Annotated in this window: 20 protein-coding genes and 1 pseudogene; 13 read left to right on the top strand and 8 right to left on the bottom strand. The window is 72.3% G+C overall.

The genetic code is table 11. The features are described 5' to 3' along the window. The first annotated feature begins 55 nt into the window (after positions 1-55). Both HNR21_RS05900 and HNR21_RS05895 read left to right on the top strand, forming a co-directional pair. Positions 56-340, top strand: coding sequence for a hypothetical protein (locus HNR21_RS05900; protein ID WP_182704379.1), 285 nt, complete (start codon positions 56-58; stop codon positions 338-340). 133 nt (positions 341-473) lie between these two features. Further along, entirely contained in the window at positions 474-884 is a 411-nt protein-coding gene (locus HNR21_RS05895) for a nuclear transport factor 2 family protein (protein WP_182704378.1), read from the top strand. 22 nt (positions 885-906) lie between these two features. Here HNR21_RS05895 and HNR21_RS05890 read toward each other — a convergent pair whose 3' ends face one another. Both HNR21_RS05890 and HNR21_RS05885 read right to left on the bottom strand, forming a co-directional pair. Then, positions 907-1614 carry a DUF2625 family protein gene (locus tag HNR21_RS05890; protein ID WP_220500050.1) on the bottom strand — a complete coding sequence of 236 codons (708 nt, stop codon included), beginning with the start codon at positions 1612-1614 and terminating at the stop codon, positions 907-909. Between the two features lie 84 nt (positions 1615-1698). Then, entirely contained in the window at positions 1699-2871 is a 1173-nt protein-coding gene (locus HNR21_RS05885; RefSeq protein ID WP_182704376.1) for an epoxide hydrolase family protein, read from the bottom strand. 64 nt (positions 2872-2935) lie between these two features. Here HNR21_RS05885 and HNR21_RS05880 point away from each other — a divergent pair, with 64 nt between their 5' ends. The 3 genes from HNR21_RS05880 (at position 2936) to HNR21_RS05870 (ending at position 5410) form a co-directional block, all read left to right on the top strand. Beyond that, positions 2936-3889, top strand: coding sequence for a helix-turn-helix transcriptional regulator (locus HNR21_RS05880; protein ID WP_182704375.1), 954 nt, complete (start codon positions 2936-2938; stop codon positions 3887-3889). A 78-nt stretch (positions 3890-3967) separates the two neighbouring features. Next, positions 3968-4660, top strand: coding sequence for a GIDE domain-containing protein (locus tag HNR21_RS05875; protein WP_119726422.1), 693 nt, complete (start codon positions 3968-3970; stop codon positions 4658-4660). 201 nt (positions 4661-4861) lie between these two features. Further along, positions 4862-5410 carry a hypothetical protein gene (locus HNR21_RS05870; RefSeq protein ID WP_182704374.1) on the top strand — a complete coding sequence of 183 codons (549 nt, stop codon included), beginning with the start codon at positions 4862-4864 and terminating at the stop codon, positions 5408-5410. Here HNR21_RS05870 and HNR21_RS05865 read toward each other — a convergent pair. Beyond that, entirely contained in the window at positions 5400-5711 is a 312-nt protein-coding gene (locus HNR21_RS05865) for an ATP-binding protein (protein WP_182704373.1), read from the bottom strand. The two genes, HNR21_RS05870 and HNR21_RS05865, sit on opposite strands and share 11 nt — an antisense overlap. A 321-nt stretch (positions 5712-6032) precedes the next feature. Here HNR21_RS05865 and HNR21_RS05860 point away from each other — a divergent pair, with 321 nt between their 5' ends. The 3 genes from HNR21_RS05860 to HNR21_RS05850 are packed head-to-tail and all read left to right on the top strand — an operon-like array spanning position 6033 to position 7256. Beyond that, a complete protein-coding gene (locus HNR21_RS05860; protein WP_182704372.1) occupies positions 6033-6848 on the top strand; it encodes a helix-turn-helix domain-containing protein in 816 nt (271 codons plus the stop codon). Then, entirely contained in the window at positions 6845-7042 is a 198-nt protein-coding gene (locus HNR21_RS05855; protein ID WP_119726417.1) for a DUF397 domain-containing protein, read from the top strand. The genes HNR21_RS05860 and HNR21_RS05855 overlap by 4 nt, the downstream gene beginning before the upstream one ends. Before the next feature lie 16 nt (positions 7043-7058). Further along, positions 7059-7256 (top strand): DUF397 domain-containing protein, encoded by a 198-nt coding sequence (locus HNR21_RS05850; protein ID WP_182704371.1) that lies wholly within the window; start codon positions 7059-7061, stop codon positions 7254-7256. A 185-nt stretch (positions 7257-7441) separates the two neighbouring features. Here HNR21_RS05850 and HNR21_RS05845 read toward each other — a convergent pair whose 3' ends face one another. The 4 genes from HNR21_RS05845 to HNR21_RS05830 form a co-directional block, all read right to left on the bottom strand. Beyond that, positions 7442-9004, bottom strand: a complete 1563-nt coding sequence (locus tag HNR21_RS05845) for a fatty acid--CoA ligase (RefSeq protein WP_182704370.1) — start codon at positions 9002-9004, stop codon at positions 7442-7444. A 77-nt stretch (positions 9005-9081) separates the two neighbouring features. Beyond that, positions 9082-9252 (bottom strand): hypothetical protein, encoded by a 171-nt coding sequence (locus HNR21_RS05840; RefSeq protein ID WP_182704369.1) that lies wholly within the window; start codon positions 9250-9252, stop codon positions 9082-9084. A 168-nt stretch (positions 9253-9420) separates the two neighbouring features. Further along, positions 9421-10635 carry a phospholipase D-like domain-containing protein gene (locus HNR21_RS05835; RefSeq protein ID WP_182704368.1) on the bottom strand — a complete coding sequence of 405 codons (1215 nt, stop codon included), beginning with the start codon at positions 10633-10635 and terminating at the stop codon, positions 9421-9423. A gap of 193 nt (positions 10636-10828) precedes the next feature. After that, positions 10829-11533: a carbon-nitrogen hydrolase family protein gene (locus HNR21_RS05830; protein ID WP_182704367.1), complete on the bottom strand. Its 705-nt coding sequence runs from the start codon at positions 11531-11533 to the stop codon at positions 10829-10831. Between the two features lie 391 nt (positions 11534-11924). On the opposite strand from HNR21_RS05830, the gene HNR21_RS05825 reads away from it, so the two are divergent. Then, positions 11925-12641, top strand: a complete 717-nt coding sequence (locus tag HNR21_RS05825) for a response regulator (RefSeq protein ID WP_312880864.1) — start codon at positions 11925-11927, stop codon at positions 12639-12641. Beyond that, positions 12638-13756 carry a sensor histidine kinase gene (locus tag HNR21_RS05820; protein WP_182704365.1) on the top strand — a complete coding sequence of 373 codons (1119 nt, stop codon included), beginning with the start codon at positions 12638-12640 and terminating at the stop codon, positions 13754-13756. Before HNR21_RS05825 ends, HNR21_RS05820 begins: the two co-directional genes overlap by 4 nt. Here HNR21_RS05820 and HNR21_RS05815 read toward each other — a convergent pair. Continuing rightward, a complete protein-coding gene (locus HNR21_RS05815; protein WP_119726408.1) occupies positions 13753-14115 on the bottom strand; it encodes a hypothetical protein in 363 nt (120 codons plus the stop codon). The two genes, HNR21_RS05820 and HNR21_RS05815, sit on opposite strands and share 4 nt — an antisense overlap. Before the next feature lie 242 nt (positions 14116-14357). Here HNR21_RS05815 and HNR21_RS05810 point away from each other — a divergent pair, with 242 nt between their 5' ends. The 3 genes and pseudogenes from HNR21_RS05810 to mptB all read left to right on the top strand — a co-directional run. Continuing rightward, positions 14358-14693, top strand: a complete 336-nt coding sequence (locus HNR21_RS05810) for an STAS domain-containing protein (RefSeq protein ID WP_182704364.1) — start codon at positions 14358-14360, stop codon at positions 14691-14693. Positions 14694-14909: 216 nt separating this feature from the next. Next, entirely contained in the window at positions 14910-15653 is a 744-nt protein-coding gene (locus HNR21_RS05805) for a glycosyltransferase (RefSeq protein WP_119726406.1), read from the top strand. Between the two features lie 14 nt (positions 15654-15667). Further along, positions 15668-16525, top strand: a pseudogene (mptB, locus tag HNR21_RS36290) (polyprenol phosphomannose-dependent alpha 1,6 mannosyltransferase MptB); the annotation flags it as partial. Positions 16526-16802 lie beyond the last annotated feature (277 nt).

Genomic DNA, 16802 nt, shown 5'->3' with positions numbered 1-16802 from the left:
GAAACCCGGTCGGCGGGAGCACCGTCCCACTCTCAGCACACCGGAAGGACGGCACATGGTCGAACACGCGATGACCGACCCGGCGGGGATGTTCGTCATCGTCGCGCACCAGGGGTACGAGTTCCACGCCATCGACGGGTGCGACCTCGCCGCCGAGGATCCGGCGGTCTGGCTGATCTCCGAAGGCGAGACGGTGCGGCCCGCCTGGCCCAGTGTGAACGAGTGGTTCCGGTACTGGTCGCCGGACATCGCCGAGCATCGGGAACGGCTGGAACTCATGCGGGAGACACGGCCGGGCAGGCCCCTGCCGGGGTGGGCACGGGACATCGAGTCGCCCTGATCACCCGACGGGCGATGGCTCCCGCACCGCGCGCCCGGAACGAAGGACCGTCCCTCACGGCGGGCGGCCCAGGACACCTCTGGTTACCGGAGGGGTAATGGATCCCGTGACGCGCGCCCGGGAGGCTGAGGGCATGAGCACCGAAGAGACCGTCGCGGAACTGCTGGCACGGATCGGCGCGGGGGATCCGGAACGGATCGCGGAGATGTTCGCAGAGCCGGTCGAGTGGGGGCTGAGCTGGCCGGACGAGGGGCATCCGGCGGTGCCCTGGATCCGGCCGCGGGAGAAGCGGGCCGACGTCGCCGATCACTTCCGTTCGCTGGACGCGTTCCATGTGCGGGAACGGAACGGGACCACGGTGGACCGGATCCTGGTGGACGGGGCGGACGCGGTGGTGCTGGGGCGGATCGTCCAGGTGGTCAAGGCCACGGGGCGTGAGTACGAGTCGCCGTTCGCGCTGCATCTGACCGTGGAGAACGGGCTGATCAGCCGCTACCACATCTACGAGGACAGCCTGACGGTGGCGAACGCGCTCGGCGGCTGAAACGTCCGTGGCGTTCGCACGGTCAGCGGGCGAAGCGGGCGGCCATCTCGTTCTGCCAGGAGAAGAGTTCGGCGATCGGGGCGGGGCGGCGGGTGGTGGCGTCGATGTCGGAGCCCTCCTCGGTGAACAGGAACGGGTAGACGGCGATGCCGTGGTCCAAGGGGAGGGCGGCGACGTCGTCCTCCCAGCCGTTCCAGCGCAGGCCCTCGTAGAACCGGCCGAGGTGTCCCGAGACCAGCCACTCCAGCCAGGCGGCGTGCCCGCCCACGGTCAACGGCTCCCACTCCAGCGTGTCCGGCGCGAAATAACAGAGCTGACCCGGATCGCCTGGCCTCCCGGTCGCGGCGGGGTCGTGGCCGTTGATCTCGAACCGGCCGCCCAGCACGTCGTACCCCACCAGCAGAGCGGGCGGGGGACCGTTCACCTGGGCGGGGTCGTCGGGAAAGCCGGCGGCGTCGGGCAGGCCGGGGAGTCCGCGTCCGGGATGGCCGCCGCCCAGCACGCGCACCCAGCCGTGGTCGACGAGGACGCCCCCGGTGTGGAACGCCAGCGCACCGAGCACCGACCGGGTGGTCACCTGCAGCCGGTACAGCGCGGACGCCCCGGCGTCGGGCGAGACGGGCAGGACCTCGACCGGTGCCCGCGCGTCGGCGAAGACCTCCCGCACCGCCGGCCAGGCGGGCGTCGGCACGTCGGTCAGCTCCGCCACCGAACGGATCAAGATCACCACCTCCGGTCCCGCAGTCTCCCACCGGACCGCCCGAGGGGCGAGGCGCGGCCGCTCTGTTCCTCGCTCCCCTAACGGCCCAAGTGGTCAGCGGTGGGTGCGGAAGAACGCGCGCAGGTCCGAGGCGAGGAGGTCGGGGGTCTCCATGGCGGGGAAGTGGCCGCCGCGGTCGTACTCGGTCCACTGCTCGATGCGGCCGTCCGGGTCCATCAGGCCGCGGATGGTGTGGTCGGCGGCGAAGACGGCGACGGCGGTGGGCGGGCCGGGCGGCTGCTCGCCGGCGTCCTGGTGGGCGGCCATCTCGCGGTAGACCTGCATGCCCTCGTACGTCGCGTGCGCCGACGAGCCGCCCGCGGCGGTGAACCAGGTGAGGGACACGTTCGTGAGGAGCTGGTCCAGGTCGACCGCGTCCTCGGGCAGCGCCGCCGCCGGGTCGGTCCACTCGGCGAACTTCTCCACGATCCAGGCGAGCTGGCCCACCGGCGAGTCGGTCAGCGAGTAGGCGAGCGTCTGCGGCCGGGTCGCCTGGAGATGCAGATAGCCCAGGCCGTCCTGCTGGAAGCGGTTGAACGCCTCGGCGCGGGCGCGGTCGGCCTCGGGCAGGCCGGCCGGGTCGATCGGCGGGCCGAACGGCATCGCCGCCGCGGTCCCGGTCAGGTGGACGCCGGTCACCCGGCCGCCCGCGACCATGCCGAGCAGGCCCGCCACTCCCGCGCCGACGTCCGTCCCATGGACGGCGTAGCGGTCGTAGCCGAGGCGGTTCATCAGCTCGTCCCACGCATGGGCGACGCGGAACAGGTTGCCCCAGCCGGTGCCGCGCACCGGGGTGGACAGGCCGTACCCCGGCAGTGACGGGATCACCAGGTGGAACGCGTCGGCGGGATCGCCGCCGTGCGCGCGGGGATCGGTCAGCGGGCCGATGACCTTCAGGAACTCGATGGGGGAGCTGGGCCAGCCGTGGGTGAGGATCAGCGGCAGCGCGTCCGGCTCCGGGGAGCGGACGTGCATGAAGTGCACGTCCTGCCCGTCGATGGTGGTCATGAACTGGCCGATCCCGTTCAGCGCGGTCTCCTGGGCGCGCCAGTCGAAGTCCTCGGCCCAGTAGCGGGCCAGCCCCTTGAGGTAGTCCAGCGGGACGCCGCGGCTCCAGCCGATCCCGGCGGGCTCGTTCGGCCAGCGGGTGCGGGCCAGGCGGTCGCGGAGGTCGTCGAGGTCGGCCTGGGGGACGGCGATGCGGTGAGGGCGGATGTCGTTCGTCATGGTGCTGACGCTAGGAGGCAACGCGGAAAGGATCGTTCCGCGTTGTGCGGCGAGACTGGAAAGCATGTTGGAGACCTCCGCCCGCCTGCTCCGCCTCCTGTCACTGCTCCAGACCCCGCGCGACTGGACCGGCCCCCAGCTCGCCGAACGGCTCGGCGTCACGACCCGCACCATCCGCAACGACATCGAACGCCTCCGCAGCCTGGGCTATCCCGTCCACGCCACCCCCGGCGTCGCGGGCGGTTACCGGCTCGGGGCGGGCGCCTCGCTCCCGCCGCTGCTGCTGGACGACGAGGAGGCGGTCGCCGTCGCGGTCGGCCTGCGCACGGCCGCGTCCGGCGGGGTCTCGGGCATGGAGGAGACCTCCCTGCGCGCTCTGGCCAAGCTCGAACAGGTCCTCCCCTCCCGCCTCCGCCACCGGGTGAACGCCCTGCACGCCGCCACTGTGTCGGTCCCCCGCACCGGCCCGACCGTGGACGCCGACGTGCTCACCGTCATCGCCTCCGCCATCCGGGCGAACGAGCGCCTGCGCTTCGACTACCGGGCCCACGACGGCGCCACCACCCGCCGCGACGCCGAGCCGCACCGCCTCGTCCACACCCGTGGCCGCTGGTACCTGGTCGCCTGGGACGTCACCCGGAACGACTGGCGAACGTTCCGGGCCGACCGCATCACCCCGCGCACCCCGAACGGCCCCCGCTTCACTCCACGCCCCGCCCCCGACGGCGATGTGGCCGCCTACGTCGACCGCACTCTCGGCACCGCCACCTGGCGTCACCGCGCCCGCGTCAAGGTCCACGCATCCGCCACCGAGATCGCCGCCCGTCTCCCGCCCGCCGTCACCATCGAGCCCATCGACGACCGCACCTGCTGGCTGAACGTGGGCTCCGACACCCCGCACACCCTCGCCCTGTGGCTGGGGATGCTCGACACCGACTTCGAGGTCGCCGACTCCCCCGAACTCGCCGCGCATCTGAAGGCCCTCGCCGCCCGCTACCTCCGGGCCGCCGCCTCCTGAACGAGCCCCGCGCTGTCCCGCCGGGTGCGGGACACGGGTCTCTGGGCGGGGGGTCGCGGGAATGGCGATGCTCGGGGCATGTACATCCTGGTGGCGCTTTTCGGGGCGTTCTTTCTGGCGGTCGGCTGGATCGGGAGAATGCAGCTCACCGCCATGGCGCGGTCGGTGACGCGGACGTGCGCCGAACTGACCGCGCACGGGCCGTTCACGACCAAATGCGAGGTGGCCGGGACGGTGCGGGCGCCGGGCGGGCCGATCCTGACCGCCCCGTTCTCCGGCCGGCCGTGCGTCTGGTACCGGGTGAAGGCCACCGCCAAATACCGGGACGGCGGCACGAACCCCTTCCTGAAGGAGAGTTCGGACCAGCCGTTCGAGCTGTGGGACGACACCGGCGGCATCGACGTCTTCCCCGGCACAACCGACGTCCACGGAACGGAGAAGACGCTCGACGCCAAGATCTCCTCGGACGAGCGCACCCATCTGCCGGTGCCGGACGGGCATCCGGACCGCTACCGGGAGTACCACTACGAGGAATGGACGCTGCCGGTGGGCAGCCCGCTGTACGTGCGGGGCAAGGCCGTCTTCGACGGAATGCGCCTGTCCATGCGGGCCCCCACCGCCGAGCCCAGCACCACCGACCCCTACATCCTGAGCACCCGTTCGGAGAAACAGCTCCGGCGGCGCGCCCTGGCCATCATGGTGACCGGCTACGGCGGCGGCGCCCTGCTGGTCGCCCTCGCCGCCGTCGTCGCCGTCCTCGAGTCGAACTGACCTAGGCTCCCCCGGCCCGGGAACGACGCCGGGCCCGCCGCACCCCGGCGGCGTCCGCGGAGCGCGGACCTCGGCTCACGGCGTTCGGACATGTGGACGGGGACATGCCGGATGCCTTCACCCGGAGTTCCCCCGTACGGGGGAGGCGATCACTTCTCTGGCAGGAGGTGGCGGCGCCTCGGGTCCAGCAGGATCTTCTTCATGAACGCCATCGAGTCCGCCGCTGTCCGATCCGATCCCGCCGTCGCCCCGGCGCCCCGCTGGGCGCGGTGGGCCGCGCATGTGGCCGCCCTGGTCGCGCTGCCGTCGGGGCTGTGGCGGATCGGCCTGGCGCTGGGATTCCCGCTGGGCTACACCGAGGAGGGTCTGCGCGCGCTGGTCGGCCCCTCGGCGTGGGGGCCGGTGTACCTGGTCGCCCTCAGCGTGCTGACCGAGGCCGCGGCCATGCTCACGCTCGGGCTGGTGCAACGCTGGGGTGAGGTGGCGCCGTGGTGGTTTCCGTTCGTCGGCGGCAGGATCATCCCGCCGCGGCTGGCGATCGTGCCCGCCTGGCTGGGGGTGGCGGTCCTCACCGTGCTGTGGACCCCGTTCCTGTTCTGGTGGGCGACCCCCCACGACGACATGACCGCCCTCGGGCACGCCCTGGTGGGATTCCTGTACCTGCCGCTGGTGGCATGGGCTCCGCTGCTGGCCGCGGTCACCCTGTCCTACCAGCGCCGCCGCCGGCTCTCGCCGGTGGTCATGGCTTGAGGCGGGCCCACACCCACTTGCCGCCCCGGGGGTCCTTGCCGCAGCCGCAGTCGACGGCCAGGGCCGTGACGATGGGCAGGCCCCATCCGCCGTTGTCGTCCCACGACTCGGGGGAGATGTCGAGACCGCCCTCGGCCGCGTTCGGCGGACGGCGGACGTACGGCCTGCGGGGGCTGGAGTCCCACACCGCGACGGTCAGGAACGGCTCCTCCCGGCTGAGCCGGAAGAGGATCAATTCGCCGGGGGTTTCCTTGATCGCATTGTTGATCAGCTCCGAGGCCACCAGGAACACATCGTCCATAATGTGCGTTGCGCCCCATTTGTGAAGCCGCGGTTTCGCCAGCGTACGGGCGAGCCCGGCCGCGGCGGGCGACGCCAACAGGGATATGGCCAGGCGGTCGGGTCCAGGCGCCATCGGCGGGCCTTTCTGCACGGTGAACGCCTTCCGCGAACTCGACGGCGATGCCGGGACGCCCAGGTGGCGCCCCGGATCGCCGCCGTGGCCGCCGGGACGGGACGGCGGTCGCGCCGGGAAAGGTCCAGTTCGTCGATTCCCCTTCACAATGGCTTTCCGGAAGTTAAATTGGCTGTGTCCACCGGAATGCGAAACAGTGGAGGGCCGATGCCGATCGTCCGCGACCCCCTCGACCCCAAGGTCTCGATGTGGCACTTCCTCGCGTACTACCTACGCTTCATGCGGGAGCGGGAGGGCCTCTCGCTGACCCAGTGGGGCCGCATCATCGGCGCGGCCCGCTCGACTGTTTCGAACATCGAGGCCGGACGGCACCGCCTCCAGGAGGACCACGCCAAGATCATCGACGCCAGGTTCGGCACCGGCCGCCTGATCGAACTCCTGCTCTGGTACGCCCGCTCCGCCCACGACCCCGACTGGTTCCGCCAGTTCACGCACTACGAGAAGCAGGCCACCGCGCTCAAGATCTACCACGGCGAGATGATCCCGTTCCCGTTCCAGACGGACGAGTACACCTGGGAGCAGGTCCGTGAAGGCGACTACAGGGACATGGAGAGCGAGCAGGAGGCACGCCTCCGCCGCAAGCGCCATCTCCTCGACCGAGAGGACTCACCGTTCCTCTGGGCGCTGATCCACGAGAGCGCGCTGGCCACTCAAGTCGGCGGTCCGGAACTCATGAGGAAGCAGATCCAGCATCTACGGGAGATGGCCGACCTGCCCCGAATCGTTGTCCGGATCATCCCGTTCACCGCTGGAGCGCACCTCGGGACAGACGGGCCGTTCCAGATCATCAGTCTGGAGTCCAGGGACATCGCCTACGCTGGCGCACAGAACGGCGGACGCCTGGTCGAAGGCCCAGGCGAGGTCAGGGAGTTTGCCTTTAAGTTTGATCGCATCGGCGCGAAAGCGGCATCCGAGGACGACTCGCGCAAGCTGATCGAGCAGTGGTTGGAGAGGTACCCATGACCGAGCACTGGCGCAAGAGCTCCCACAGCGGCGGCCCCAGCGACCCAGCATGCGTTGAGCTGGCCGAACTCCCCGAAGGCATCGGCATCCGAGACTCCAAGAACCCCCACCACGGACGACTCACCCTGCCGCCCGCCGCATTCGGAACGCTCGTACGCCAGATCAAGGAAGACGCACTGGACCACCCCTCCTAAGCCCAAGGAAACAGCCATGACCGTGCAGTGGCGTAAGAGCTCCTACTCCGGCACTGCGAACGATGACGTGTGCGTTGAGCTGGCCGAACTCCCCGAAGGCATCGGCATCCGAGACTCCAAGAACCCCCACCACGGACGACTCACCCTGCCGCCCGCCGCGTTCAAGGCGCTCGTACGCCAGATCAAGGAAGGCACGCTGGCCCGGCCCCGCTGAACGCGAGAGGCGGGAACGCGCCGGGGCTGGGGCGGATCGCCGTACGGCTGTGCACGGACACGGTGTGGACGGCGGGGCCGCTGGGGGCCGGAACGCGTCGGCCGCCGGGCTGGGAGCCCGGCGGCCGGCCGGTTCAGGGGGTCAGGTGATCGCCGCGGGGCGCGGGGCGCCTCCGGACGGGCGGGTCAGTGGACGGCGCGTTCCTGGCCTTCCCAGTAGGGGGCGCGGAGTTCGCGCTTGAGGACCTTGCCGGTGGGGTTGCGGGGGATGGCGTCGACGAAGTCGACCGAGGTGGGGCACTTGAAGTGGGCCAGGCGGTCGCGGCAGTAGTCGATGATCTCCTGCTCGGTGGCGTCGCCGGACTTGACCACGATGGCCTTGGGGGTCTCGCCCCACTTGTCGTGCGGGACGCCGATCACCGCGCAGTCGGCGACCTGGGGGTGGCCCATCAGGACGTTCTCGACCTCGGCGGGGTAGATGTTCTCCCCGCCGGAGATGATCATGTCCTTGACCCGGTCGTGGATGTAGAGGTAGCCGTCCTCGTCCAGGTAGCCGGCGTCGCCCGTGCGGAACCAGCCGTCCTCCAGCAGCGCCGCCCTGGTCGCCTCGGGCATGTCCCAGTAGCCGAGCATGTTCTGCGGGGACCGGACCATGATCTCGCCGACCTGGCCGGGGGGCAGTTCGGCGCCGGTGGCCGGGTCCACGATCTTGAGCTCGGTGCCCTCGTTGGGGATGCCGGCGCTGGCCAGCCGGTGCGCGTTGGGGCCGTCCGGGTCGTGGTCCTCGGGGGGCAGCGCGGTGACCGCGCCGGTGGTCTCGGTCAGCCCGTACACCTGGATGAACTTGGTGCCGGGCAGCAGCTTCATGGCGCCGCGCAGCACCTCCTGGCTGATCGGGGACGCCCCGTACAGCAATACCTCCAGGCTGGACAGGTCGCACTCGGCCACCTCCGGCATGCCCTGCCAGAACAGCAGCAGCACCGGCACCAGGAAGATGTGGGTGACCCGGCGGCGCTCGATGTCGCGGGCGATGCCGAGCGGGTCCGGCTCACGGCTGATCACGCCGGTGACGCCGTCGAAGACCACCGCCACGCTCAGCGCGTTCCCGGCGATGTGGTACATCGGCATCGCGATCATCTGCCGGGTCTGCTCGGTGATCTCCCACAGCTCCCGGGCCTTGGGCAGGATCGACAGGAAGTTGTCGTGGGTGAGCATCACCCCCTTGGGCCGCCCGGTGGTGCCCGAGGAGTAGAGCTGGACGAACACGTCCGAGGTCGCGGCCTGGTGCGCGGGCGGGGCCGGGTCGTGCGCGGCGATCCAGCCCGCGTAGTCCAGCCGGGGCTCGGCGGTGCCCTCCCCGTCGATCACCACCAGGTGGGTGGTGTGCTCCAGGTCGCCGACGATCGCGTCCAGCACCGGGACGAACTCGGGCCCGACGATGAACACCTTGGCGCGGGCGTTGTTGACGATGTACGCGACCTCGGGCGGCGCCAGCCGGTAGTTGACCGGAACCTGCACCGCGCCGATCCGGGCCGCGCCGAACAACTGCTCCACGTATTCGATGGAGTTCTTGTCCAGAATGGCCACGCGGTCGCCCGGCCCGACCCCGGCGGCGTGCAGCGCGGTGGCCACCCGGTCCACCCGTTCGTCGAACTCGCGGTACGTGATCTCCCGGTCACCGTAGAAGTAGGCGATCTTGTCCGGGAAGGCGCGTGCGCGCTCCCGCAGGACATCGGTCAGAGGCTGCATGGGTGGAGGGCCCCTTTCACCCGGCGGATGGTGTCCTACATCCTGCGATAAGCGAGCACTTTCACACAAGCCCCTGGTCAGCCTCGCGGCGCCGCCTTGGCGATCAGCGTGACCACCAGCACCACCACGGCCGCCACCAGCCCCACCATGAAGAAGAACTTCAACGTCGACAGGATCGCGCCGAGCACCGACAGCACCAGCCAGACGGCCAGCACGATCCCCGCGACCTTCAGCACCAGTGAACCCATGCCGTCACCGTACGCACCGCATTCCCGCGCCGCCATCCGCCTCCAGGATGAGATGCCCCCTGGTGGAACCCCGACGTCCCGGAAATCGCTTTTCGCGAACGAATGCGCCCCCGTCCGGAAACGTGGCCCTCGGCGATTGACCGCCGCCTTCACCCGATCGGCGAGGCGTCACAGGAAGCGGCGGAGGGGAACGGTCGACAGCTCCTTGGCGCGGTGGAAGGCGGAGCGGTCGCGCCAGCGGCCCGGGGCGATCCGGGCGGAGACCTTCAGGTCCTCCTCGAAGTGGGCGTCCAGGGTCGCGGTCAGGTCCCGGTCGATCACGGCGAGCATGATCTCCTCGTCGTGGTCCAGCGAACGCCGGTTGAAGTTGGTGGAGCCGACCAGCGACACGATCCCGTCCATCGTGAGGATCTTGGCGTGCATCATGGTCGGCTGGTACTCCCAGATCCGCACCCCGTCCGCCAGCAGCCGGTCGTAGTGCTGCCGCCCCGCCAGCAGCGAGACCCGCTTGTCGGCGTGCGGGCCGGGCAGCAGGATGTCGACCTCCACGCCGCGCCGCGCGACCTCGCCCAGCAGTTCGGTGAAGTAGTCGTCGGGCGCGAAGTAGGCCGTGGCCAGCCGGACCCGGTGCCGCGCCGACTCCAGCACGACCCGCATCAGCGTCTGCATGTCCTGCCAGCCGATGCTGGCCGACCCCCGCACCACCTGCACCACCGCGTCCCCGGCGGGCTCGTGGGGGGTGAACAGGTCCCGCTCGTCGAACAGCTCGTCATGGCACTCCGCCCACCCCTGCGCGAACGCGGCGGCGATCCCGTCCACCGCGGGCCCGCGGACCCGGACGTGGGTGTCCCGCCATTCGCGCTCGTCGCGGGCGTCGCCGCACCACTCCTCGGCGATGCCGACCCCGCCGGTGTAGGCGACGTTCTCGTCCACCACCAGCACCTTGCGGTGGCAGCGGTGGTTCTGCTTGAACGGCGACAGCCACAGCGGCTTGCGGAACCACGCCACCGTCACGCCCGCCGCGCTCATGTCGTCCAGCAGGTCCCTCTCGATGGGGTGGCAACCGATCCCGTCCAGCAGCAGCCGCACCCGCACCCCGGCGCGGGCCCGTTCCGACAACGCGGCGGCGAACCGGCGGGCGATGTCGCCCCGCCAGTACACGTAGGTCATCATGTCGATGGTGCGCTCGGCGGACCGGATGCTCTCCAGCATCGCCGGGAAGATCTCGTCCCCGTTCCGCAGCGCCACCAGGGAGTTGCCCTCGGTCGCCGCGATCCCGATCAGCCGTTCCAGCCGCCGACGGATCCGGTGCTCGGCCGACCCCTCCTCGTGGCGCACCCGTGCCGGGGCCGCGCCGTCAGAACGACGGCCGGCCGCACGCACGGCGCTCCACCGTCAACCCCACCAGAGCGGCGATCGCCATCCGGACTCTTCCTTTCACTCGGATCCCGGACGGCGTCTACCCGTAGCGGGGCAACCCATGCAAAGGCCATGAGAAAGGAAAGACGGAGTGGGACTGCCGCGCATCCCGATGACGAGGCCCTGAGACGGGATCGGCCTCCCGATCATCCCGATCTCAGGGGAGGGTCGCGCGGATGATCGCGCCGGGCTCGGTCCCGGCCTGCGCGACGAGGGCGCCGCCGGGAGCCCAGACACCCGAACGTCCCGCGGTCTGCTCGAACCCGCCGCCGGTGGGGCCCGCGAAGCTGGCGACGGCGACCCGCACACCGTGGTCGGCGGCGATCCGGCGGGCGCGCTCGGCCTGTAGATCGGCCTCCTCGGCGAGCTTCACGGTCCCGGCCACGTAGGCGTCGACGCCCAGTGCGACGGTGTCGGCCGCGTGCTGCGGGACGCCGGTGTCCTTGCAGATCGCCAGGCCCAGCCGCCGGCCGTCCACGGTCACCACGGCGGGCTCGTCGCCCGGGGTGAAGCGCTCGGCCTCGGCGGTGCCCAGCCACATCTTCCGGTACGCCACGGACACCCCGGCGGCGTCGACGGCCAGCATCGCGATGTGCTCCCGCCCCGCGTCCCCTCGGATCGGCGCGCCCACCAGAGCCAGCGACCCGGTGCCGGCGCAGGCTTCGACAAGGGGCGCCAGCCGGGGATCGTCCGGCGTGATCGCCGCCGCCTCCAGCTCGTACCCGGTCAGGGACAGCTCGGGGAACACCACCACCCGCGCCCCCGCCGCCCGGACGGTCTCCGCATGCCGCACCGCGTTCCCGGCGACGTCATGCGAGACGCAGACCGGCTGGGCGACCGCGATGCCGAGGGATCCGCGCATCCGCCTCACCTCCCTCACCCGATCATGCGGGACAGCGGCTCCGGCAGGGACATGAGATCGGCCACGCGCCGGTGGCACCGGCGCGACGGCCACGTGATCGGCGCACCCGTCCCGTTCCCCCAGCGGAGCGCCCAGCCACTCCGTGACGTACCGGCGGACGAACTCGTACCGATCATGCGCCGACCGGGCTTCCCGCAGCGCGGCCACCAGATCCATCCACGACACCCCGTCCCGCCGTACGGACGACCCGCCGACCGGCGTGCGGTCGGCCTCCACCATGATCCACTCGACCCGTGCGGGCGACCGCATCCGGGCGCAACGCCGTCCTCCGGCCGTTGACGAGGGCTCACGTCCTCACCCGGACGACCCGCCGATTGCCTACCGTGTGAGGGTGGGTGAAGAGATCACCGGGCGGATCCTGGTCGTGGACGACGATCCGACCGTGGCGGACGTGGTCATGCGGTACCTCGTGCGGGACGGGCACCGGGTCAGGTGCGTGACCGACGGGCGGGAGGCACTGGCCGCCGCCCGCGCGGAGCCGCCCGACCTGGTGGTGCTCGACCTGATGCTGCCGGGGATGAACGGCCTGGAGGTGTGCCGGCGGCTGCGCGAGGAATCGGCGGTGCCGATCGTGATGCTCACCGCCCTCGGCGAGGAGACCGACCGGCTGGTGGGGCTGGAGTCCGGCGCCGACGACTACGTGACCAAGCCGTTCAGCCCGCGGGAGCTGGCGCTGCGGGTGAGGTCGGTGCTGCGGCGGGTGCGCGGCGGCCCCGCCCCGGCCGGGCGGGACGGCGGGCGGCTGGCCGACGGGGACCTGGTGGTCGACCTCGACGCCCACGAGGCCCGGCTGGGGGGCGCGCTGCTGTCGCTGACGGCCCGGGAGTTCGACCTGCTGGCGTTCCTGATGCGGCATCCGCGGCGCGCGTTCACCCGGGACGAGCTGCTGGAACAGGTGTGGGGCTGGTCGTTCGGGGACTCCTCCACGGTCACCGTGCACGTCCGCAGGCTGCGGGAGAAGATCGAACGGGACTCCACCGCGCCGCGCCGGATCGTGACGGTGTGGGGGGTCGGCTACCGGTACGAGCCGGAGGACCCCCGGTCATGATCCCGCTCCGGGACCTGCTGTGGGTGGCCTGGTACGCGGCGGCGGCCGCGGCCGTGGTGGCGGTGCTGGGCCTGGTGCTGCTGCATCTGCTGCGGTCCCGTTCGGTGGCCGTGCAGCTCGCGGTGGTCGGGGTGGCGACGGTGCTGGCGACGGTGTCCGGCATCGTCGTGATCACCCTGCTGATGTACCTGGACGAGCACGACCGGGCGGTGGCGCTGGCCGTGGTGATCGCCGCCGGGACGGTGGCGATGGGGGTGTCGGCGCTGCTCGGGCGGCGGCTGGTGGCCGCCAACCGGGTGCTGGTGGAGGCGGTCCGCGCCGACCCGTACCGGCCGCCGTCCGTGCCGCTGCCCAAGGAGCTGGCGCTGCTGGCCCGGGAACTGGACGCCGCCTACGACCGGCTCGCCGCCGCGCACGAACGGGAGCAGGCGCTGGAGGCCAGCCGCCGCGAGCTGGTCGCCTGGGTCAGCCACGACCTGCGGACCCCGCTGGCGGGCATGCGGGCGATGGCCGAGGCGCTGGAGGACGGGGTGGTCTCCGACACCGAGACGGTGCGGCGCTACCACGGCCGGATCCGCCAGGAGATCGACCGGCTGGCGGGCATGGTGGACGACCTGTTCGAGCTGTCCCGGATCCACGCGGGGACGCTGCGCCTGTACCGGCAGCGGGTGGGGCTGGACGACCTGGTGGCCGAGGCGGTGGCGGGCACCGAGCCGCTGGCCCGCGCCAAGGGCGTACGGCTGCGCGGCGAGGCCGGCCCCGCGCTGCCGCTGGAGGTGGACGCCGGCGAGCTGGGCCGGGCGCTGCGGAACCTGGTGGTGAACGCCGTCCGGCACACCCCGAGCGACGGCACGGTCGAGGTCGTCGGCGGCGTCGAGGACGGCATGGCCTGCGTGACGGTGTCGGACGCCTGCGGCGGCATCCCCGAGGACGACCTGCCGCGGGTCTTCGACGTGGCGTTCCGCGGCGAGACCGCCCGCACCCCGGGAGGCGGCGGCGCGGGCCTGGGCCTGGCCATCGCCCGCGGCATCGTCGAGGCGCACGGCGGCCGGATCGGCGTCGCCAACGCCGGGCCGGGCTGCCGCTTCACGATCCGCCTGCCGCCGGCGGGCTAGCAGCGCCCCACGGACTCGTCGATCACCCGGAACGTCGGGCACGGCCACCGCCACATGCACGCCCGGCACCGCTGGATCGGGAAGCCGGGGTCGCTGGAGATCCCGCCGGCGTCCCGCGGCTGGTGCAGCTCGACCAGCCGGAGCGCCAGATCCGCGAACGCGATCACCTCGTCCCGGGCGCCGGTCAGGAACACCAGGTCCGCGCGGGACAGCCGGGCCGAGATCGGCACCACGCCCTCCCGGTTGACCAGCGGGGTCAGATAGCGCCCGGCGGCCTGCCACGGGCTGGACTTCTCCGACCGCGTGCGGATGGCCTCCAGGCGCTCGCGAAGCCGCGCCCGGCGGGGGTCTTCCTCCATGTGGCCGGTCCGTGGATGCACGGGGACAGCATCCCGCACCGGGCCGCCGGACGAGGGCGGAATTCCGCAGTTCACAGGCACTGGGACCGTTCTAGAAAGGGACGTGTCGGAACATGCCCGCCATGGGCCGCCGGACCGGGGACGGGGGCGAACCCGAACGGAAATCCAACGCAGCCCCAACGCCTCGCCATCCCGGCCGCGGACCCTGGCCCCGGCTCCCGTCGGCGGATAGTGTGCCGATCGTGGAGCTGAACGTCTCGACCACGCATCGGGCAGGGCACGCCGTCGTCACCGCGACCGGCGAGCTCGACCTGTACACCGCGCCGCGGCTGCAGAACGAGCTGACGGCGCTGGTCCGCGACCGCGCCGAGCGGGTGGTGGTCGACCTGGGCGGGGTGGGGTTCTGCGACTCGACCGGGCTCAACGTCCTGCTCGCCGCGCACCGGGATCTGACCGCCCAGGGCGGCTCCCTGGCGCTGGCCGCGCCGACCCCCACCGTACGGCGGATCCTCCAGGTCACCGGCCTGGACACGGTGTTCACCGTGCTCGACGCGGTACCCGCCCTGGACTCCCGCTGATCCACGGCCCCCCAACACCCGTCGCTTCTGGGGGCCGACCCCCAGACCCCCGAATGAGGCGGGTCGAACGCCCTCCGCTCCGCAGAGCTCCGCTGCGGTCGCCCGGCCTGTCGCCTCTGGGGGCCGACCCCCAGGCCCCCGAATAAGGCGGGTCAGACGCCCTCCGCTCCGCAGAGCTCCGCTGCGGTCGCCTGACCCGCGGCTACGATCGGCTGCATGCAGGCACAGCAGCGATCCGACGGCGACGTCGCGGTGATCATCCCGGCCAAGGACGAGGGCGAGCGGATCACCGCCACCGTCAAGGCGGCCTGGGAGCTGCCCGGGGTGGACCTGGTCGTCGTGGTGGACGACGGGTCGGCCGACGACACCGGACGGCTCGCCGCCGAGGCCGGCGCCCGGGTGGTCCGGCACAGCCGCAACCGGGGCAAGGGCGCGGCGATGGAGACCGGCGCGGAGGCGGTGCGGCTGCTGGACGAGGGCCGCGAGACACCCCGCCATCTGCTGTTCCTGGACGCCGACCTGGGCGACACGGCGTCCGCCGCCGCCCCGCTGATCGAGCCGGTGCGGCGCGGCGAGGCCGACATGACGATCGCCACGTTCACCACCACGGTCAAGCTCGGCGGCCACGGGTTCGTGGTCCGGCTGTCGCGGGACGGGATCCGCCGCGCCACCGGCTGGGAGGCGACCCAGCCGCTGAACGGCCAGCGCTGCCTGACCCGCGCCGCGTTCGAGGCCGGGCTGCCGCTGGCGGCGGGCTTCGGCGTGGAGACCGGCCTCACCATCGACCTGATCCGCGGCGGCTTCCGGGTCGAGGAGGTCGAGGTCCCCCTCGCCCACCGCGCCACCGGCACCGACTGGCGCGCCCAGCTCCACCGCGCCCGCCAGTTCCGCGACGTGGCCCGCGCCCTGGCCGTCCGCGAACCCGCCATCGCCACCCGCCTGCCCCGCACCCGCAGGTGACGTCCTCCGCCTCCATGCCCCCGTCCACCGCCGCCTCCGCACCGACCGCCATGCGCTCCACCCCTGCGAACGCCGGGGCGGGCCTCGGGAGGTCGGGGCTGGGGCTCGGCGCGGGGAGTCTGTTGTGCTTTCTGCTGGTGGCGTTGCTCGGGCCTTCGGCGATGCAGCCTCGGCTGGCCGGGGCGGGGGCGCCGTTCTCGCTGGACGTGGGCGCCTCGCCGTACGTGGTGATCGGGCTCACCGCTGCGGGGATCCTGCTCGGCACGGCGGGGCTGGGATTGTGCTTCGTCGCGGTGCGGCGGGGGTGGCGGTGCCCGGCCAAAGGGTTGATGGTCGCCGGGGTGCTGGCCGCGGCGGCGTTCGCGGTGATGCCGCCGATCGGGTCGGCGGACCATCTGAACTACGCGGCGTACGGGCGGATGGCCGTCACCGGGCACGACCCGTACGCGACGCGGGCGGTCGACATGCCGGGGGATCCGGTCGCCGACGCGGTGGAGGAGTGGCGCAGCGCGCCCTCGGTGTACGGGCCGATCGCCACGGCACAGCAGGCGCTCGCCTCCTGGGCGGGGGGCGAGTCGGTGGCGCTGACGGTGTTCGCGCTGTCGGTGACGAACGCGCTGGCGTTCGTGCTGACGGGCCTGATCCTGCATCGGGCGTGCCGGACGCCGGAGGGGCGGCTGCGGGCGGCGCTGCTGTGGACGTGCAACCCGCTGATGCTGTTCCACCTGGTGGCGGGGGCGCACAACGACGCGCTGGCGATCTGCGCGGCGGTGGGGGTGCTGGCCGTGCTGGCGCGGACCTCACGGCCGGTGCTGCGGGCGGCGGCGGCCGGGGTGTTCGCGGGCGCGGCGGGGGCGATCAAGTTCCCGGCCGCGCTGGTGGGCGGCGGCCCGGCGCTGCGGATGCTGCTGGGACGGCGCCTCACGAGCCTGGCGGCGCTGGCCGGGGCGGCGGCGGGCACCGCCGGGCTCGCCTACGCGCTCGCCGGGGAGCATGCGTTCGACCAGGTCAGGCGGGCCGCGAACTCGGTGTCGCTGGCCACCCCCTGGCATCTGCTGGACGCGGCGATGGGCGTCAACCAGCATCGGGTCGTCATCCGGATCGGATCGCTGGTGCTGCTGGCCGCGCTGATCTGGCTGCTGGCCCGCG

The organism is Thermomonospora cellulosilytica, from assembly GCF_014138835.1.
Lineage (GTDB): Bacteria > Actinomycetota > Actinomycetes > Streptosporangiales > Streptosporangiaceae > Thermomonospora > Thermomonospora amylolytica.
The sequence above is the reverse complement of the archived record's forward strand: the minus strand, read 5'-3'. Positions and strand labels throughout refer to the sequence as shown.

What these genes read in the sequence shown, in the direction of transcription:
- HNR21_RS05855 (WP_119726417.1), top strand. Translation starts at nt 6,845, where the DNA reads ATGACCGAGCACTGGCGCAAGAGCTCCCACAGCGGCGGCCCCAGCGAC.
- HNR21_RS05850 (WP_182704371.1), top strand. Translation starts at nt 7,059, where the DNA reads ATGACCGTGCAGTGGCGTAAGAGCTCCTACTCCGGCACTGCGAACGAT.
- HNR21_RS05895 (WP_182704378.1), top strand. Translation starts at nt 474, where the DNA reads ATGAGCACCGAAGAGACCGTCGCGGAACTGCTGGCACGGATCGGCGCG.
- HNR21_RS05880 (WP_182704375.1), top strand. Translation starts at nt 2,936, where the DNA reads ATGTTGGAGACCTCCGCCCGCCTGCTCCGCCTCCTGTCACTGCTCCAG.
- HNR21_RS05840 (WP_182704369.1), bottom strand. Translation starts at nt 9,252, where the DNA reads ATGGGTTCACTGGTGCTGAAGGTCGCGGGGATCGTGCTGGCCGTCTGG.
- HNR21_RS05865 (WP_182704373.1), bottom strand. Translation starts at nt 5,711, where the DNA reads ATGGACGATGTGTTCCTGGTGGCCTCGGAGCTGATCAACAATGCGATC.
- HNR21_RS05845 (WP_182704370.1), bottom strand. Translation starts at nt 9,004, where the DNA reads ATGCAGCCTCTGACCGATGTCCTGCGGGAGCGCGCACGCGCCTTCCCG.
- HNR21_RS05860 (WP_182704372.1), top strand. Translation starts at nt 6,033, where the DNA reads ATGCCGATCGTCCGCGACCCCCTCGACCCCAAGGTCTCGATGTGGCAC.
- HNR21_RS05820 (WP_182704365.1), top strand. Translation starts at nt 12,638, where the DNA reads ATGATCCCGCTCCGGGACCTGCTGTGGGTGGCCTGGTACGCGGCGGCG.
- HNR21_RS05900 (WP_182704379.1), top strand. Translation starts at nt 56, where the DNA reads ATGGTCGAACACGCGATGACCGACCCGGCGGGGATGTTCGTCATCGTC.
- HNR21_RS05885 (WP_182704376.1), bottom strand. Translation starts at nt 2,871, where the DNA reads ATGACGAACGACATCCGCCCTCACCGCATCGCCGTCCCCCAGGCCGAC.
- HNR21_RS05805 (WP_119726406.1), top strand. Translation starts at nt 14,910, where the DNA reads ATGCAGGCACAGCAGCGATCCGACGGCGACGTCGCGGTGATCATCCCG.
- HNR21_RS05870 (WP_182704374.1), top strand. Translation starts at nt 4,862, where the DNA reads ATGAACGCCATCGAGTCCGCCGCTGTCCGATCCGATCCCGCCGTCGCC.
- HNR21_RS05830 (WP_182704367.1), bottom strand. Translation starts at nt 11,533, where the DNA reads ATGCGCGGATCCCTCGGCATCGCGGTCGCCCAGCCGGTCTGCGTCTCG.
- HNR21_RS05815 (WP_119726408.1), bottom strand. Translation starts at nt 14,115, where the DNA reads ATGGAGGAAGACCCCCGCCGGGCGCGGCTTCGCGAGCGCCTGGAGGCC.
- HNR21_RS05875 (WP_119726422.1), top strand. Translation starts at nt 3,968, where the DNA reads ATGTACATCCTGGTGGCGCTTTTCGGGGCGTTCTTTCTGGCGGTCGGC.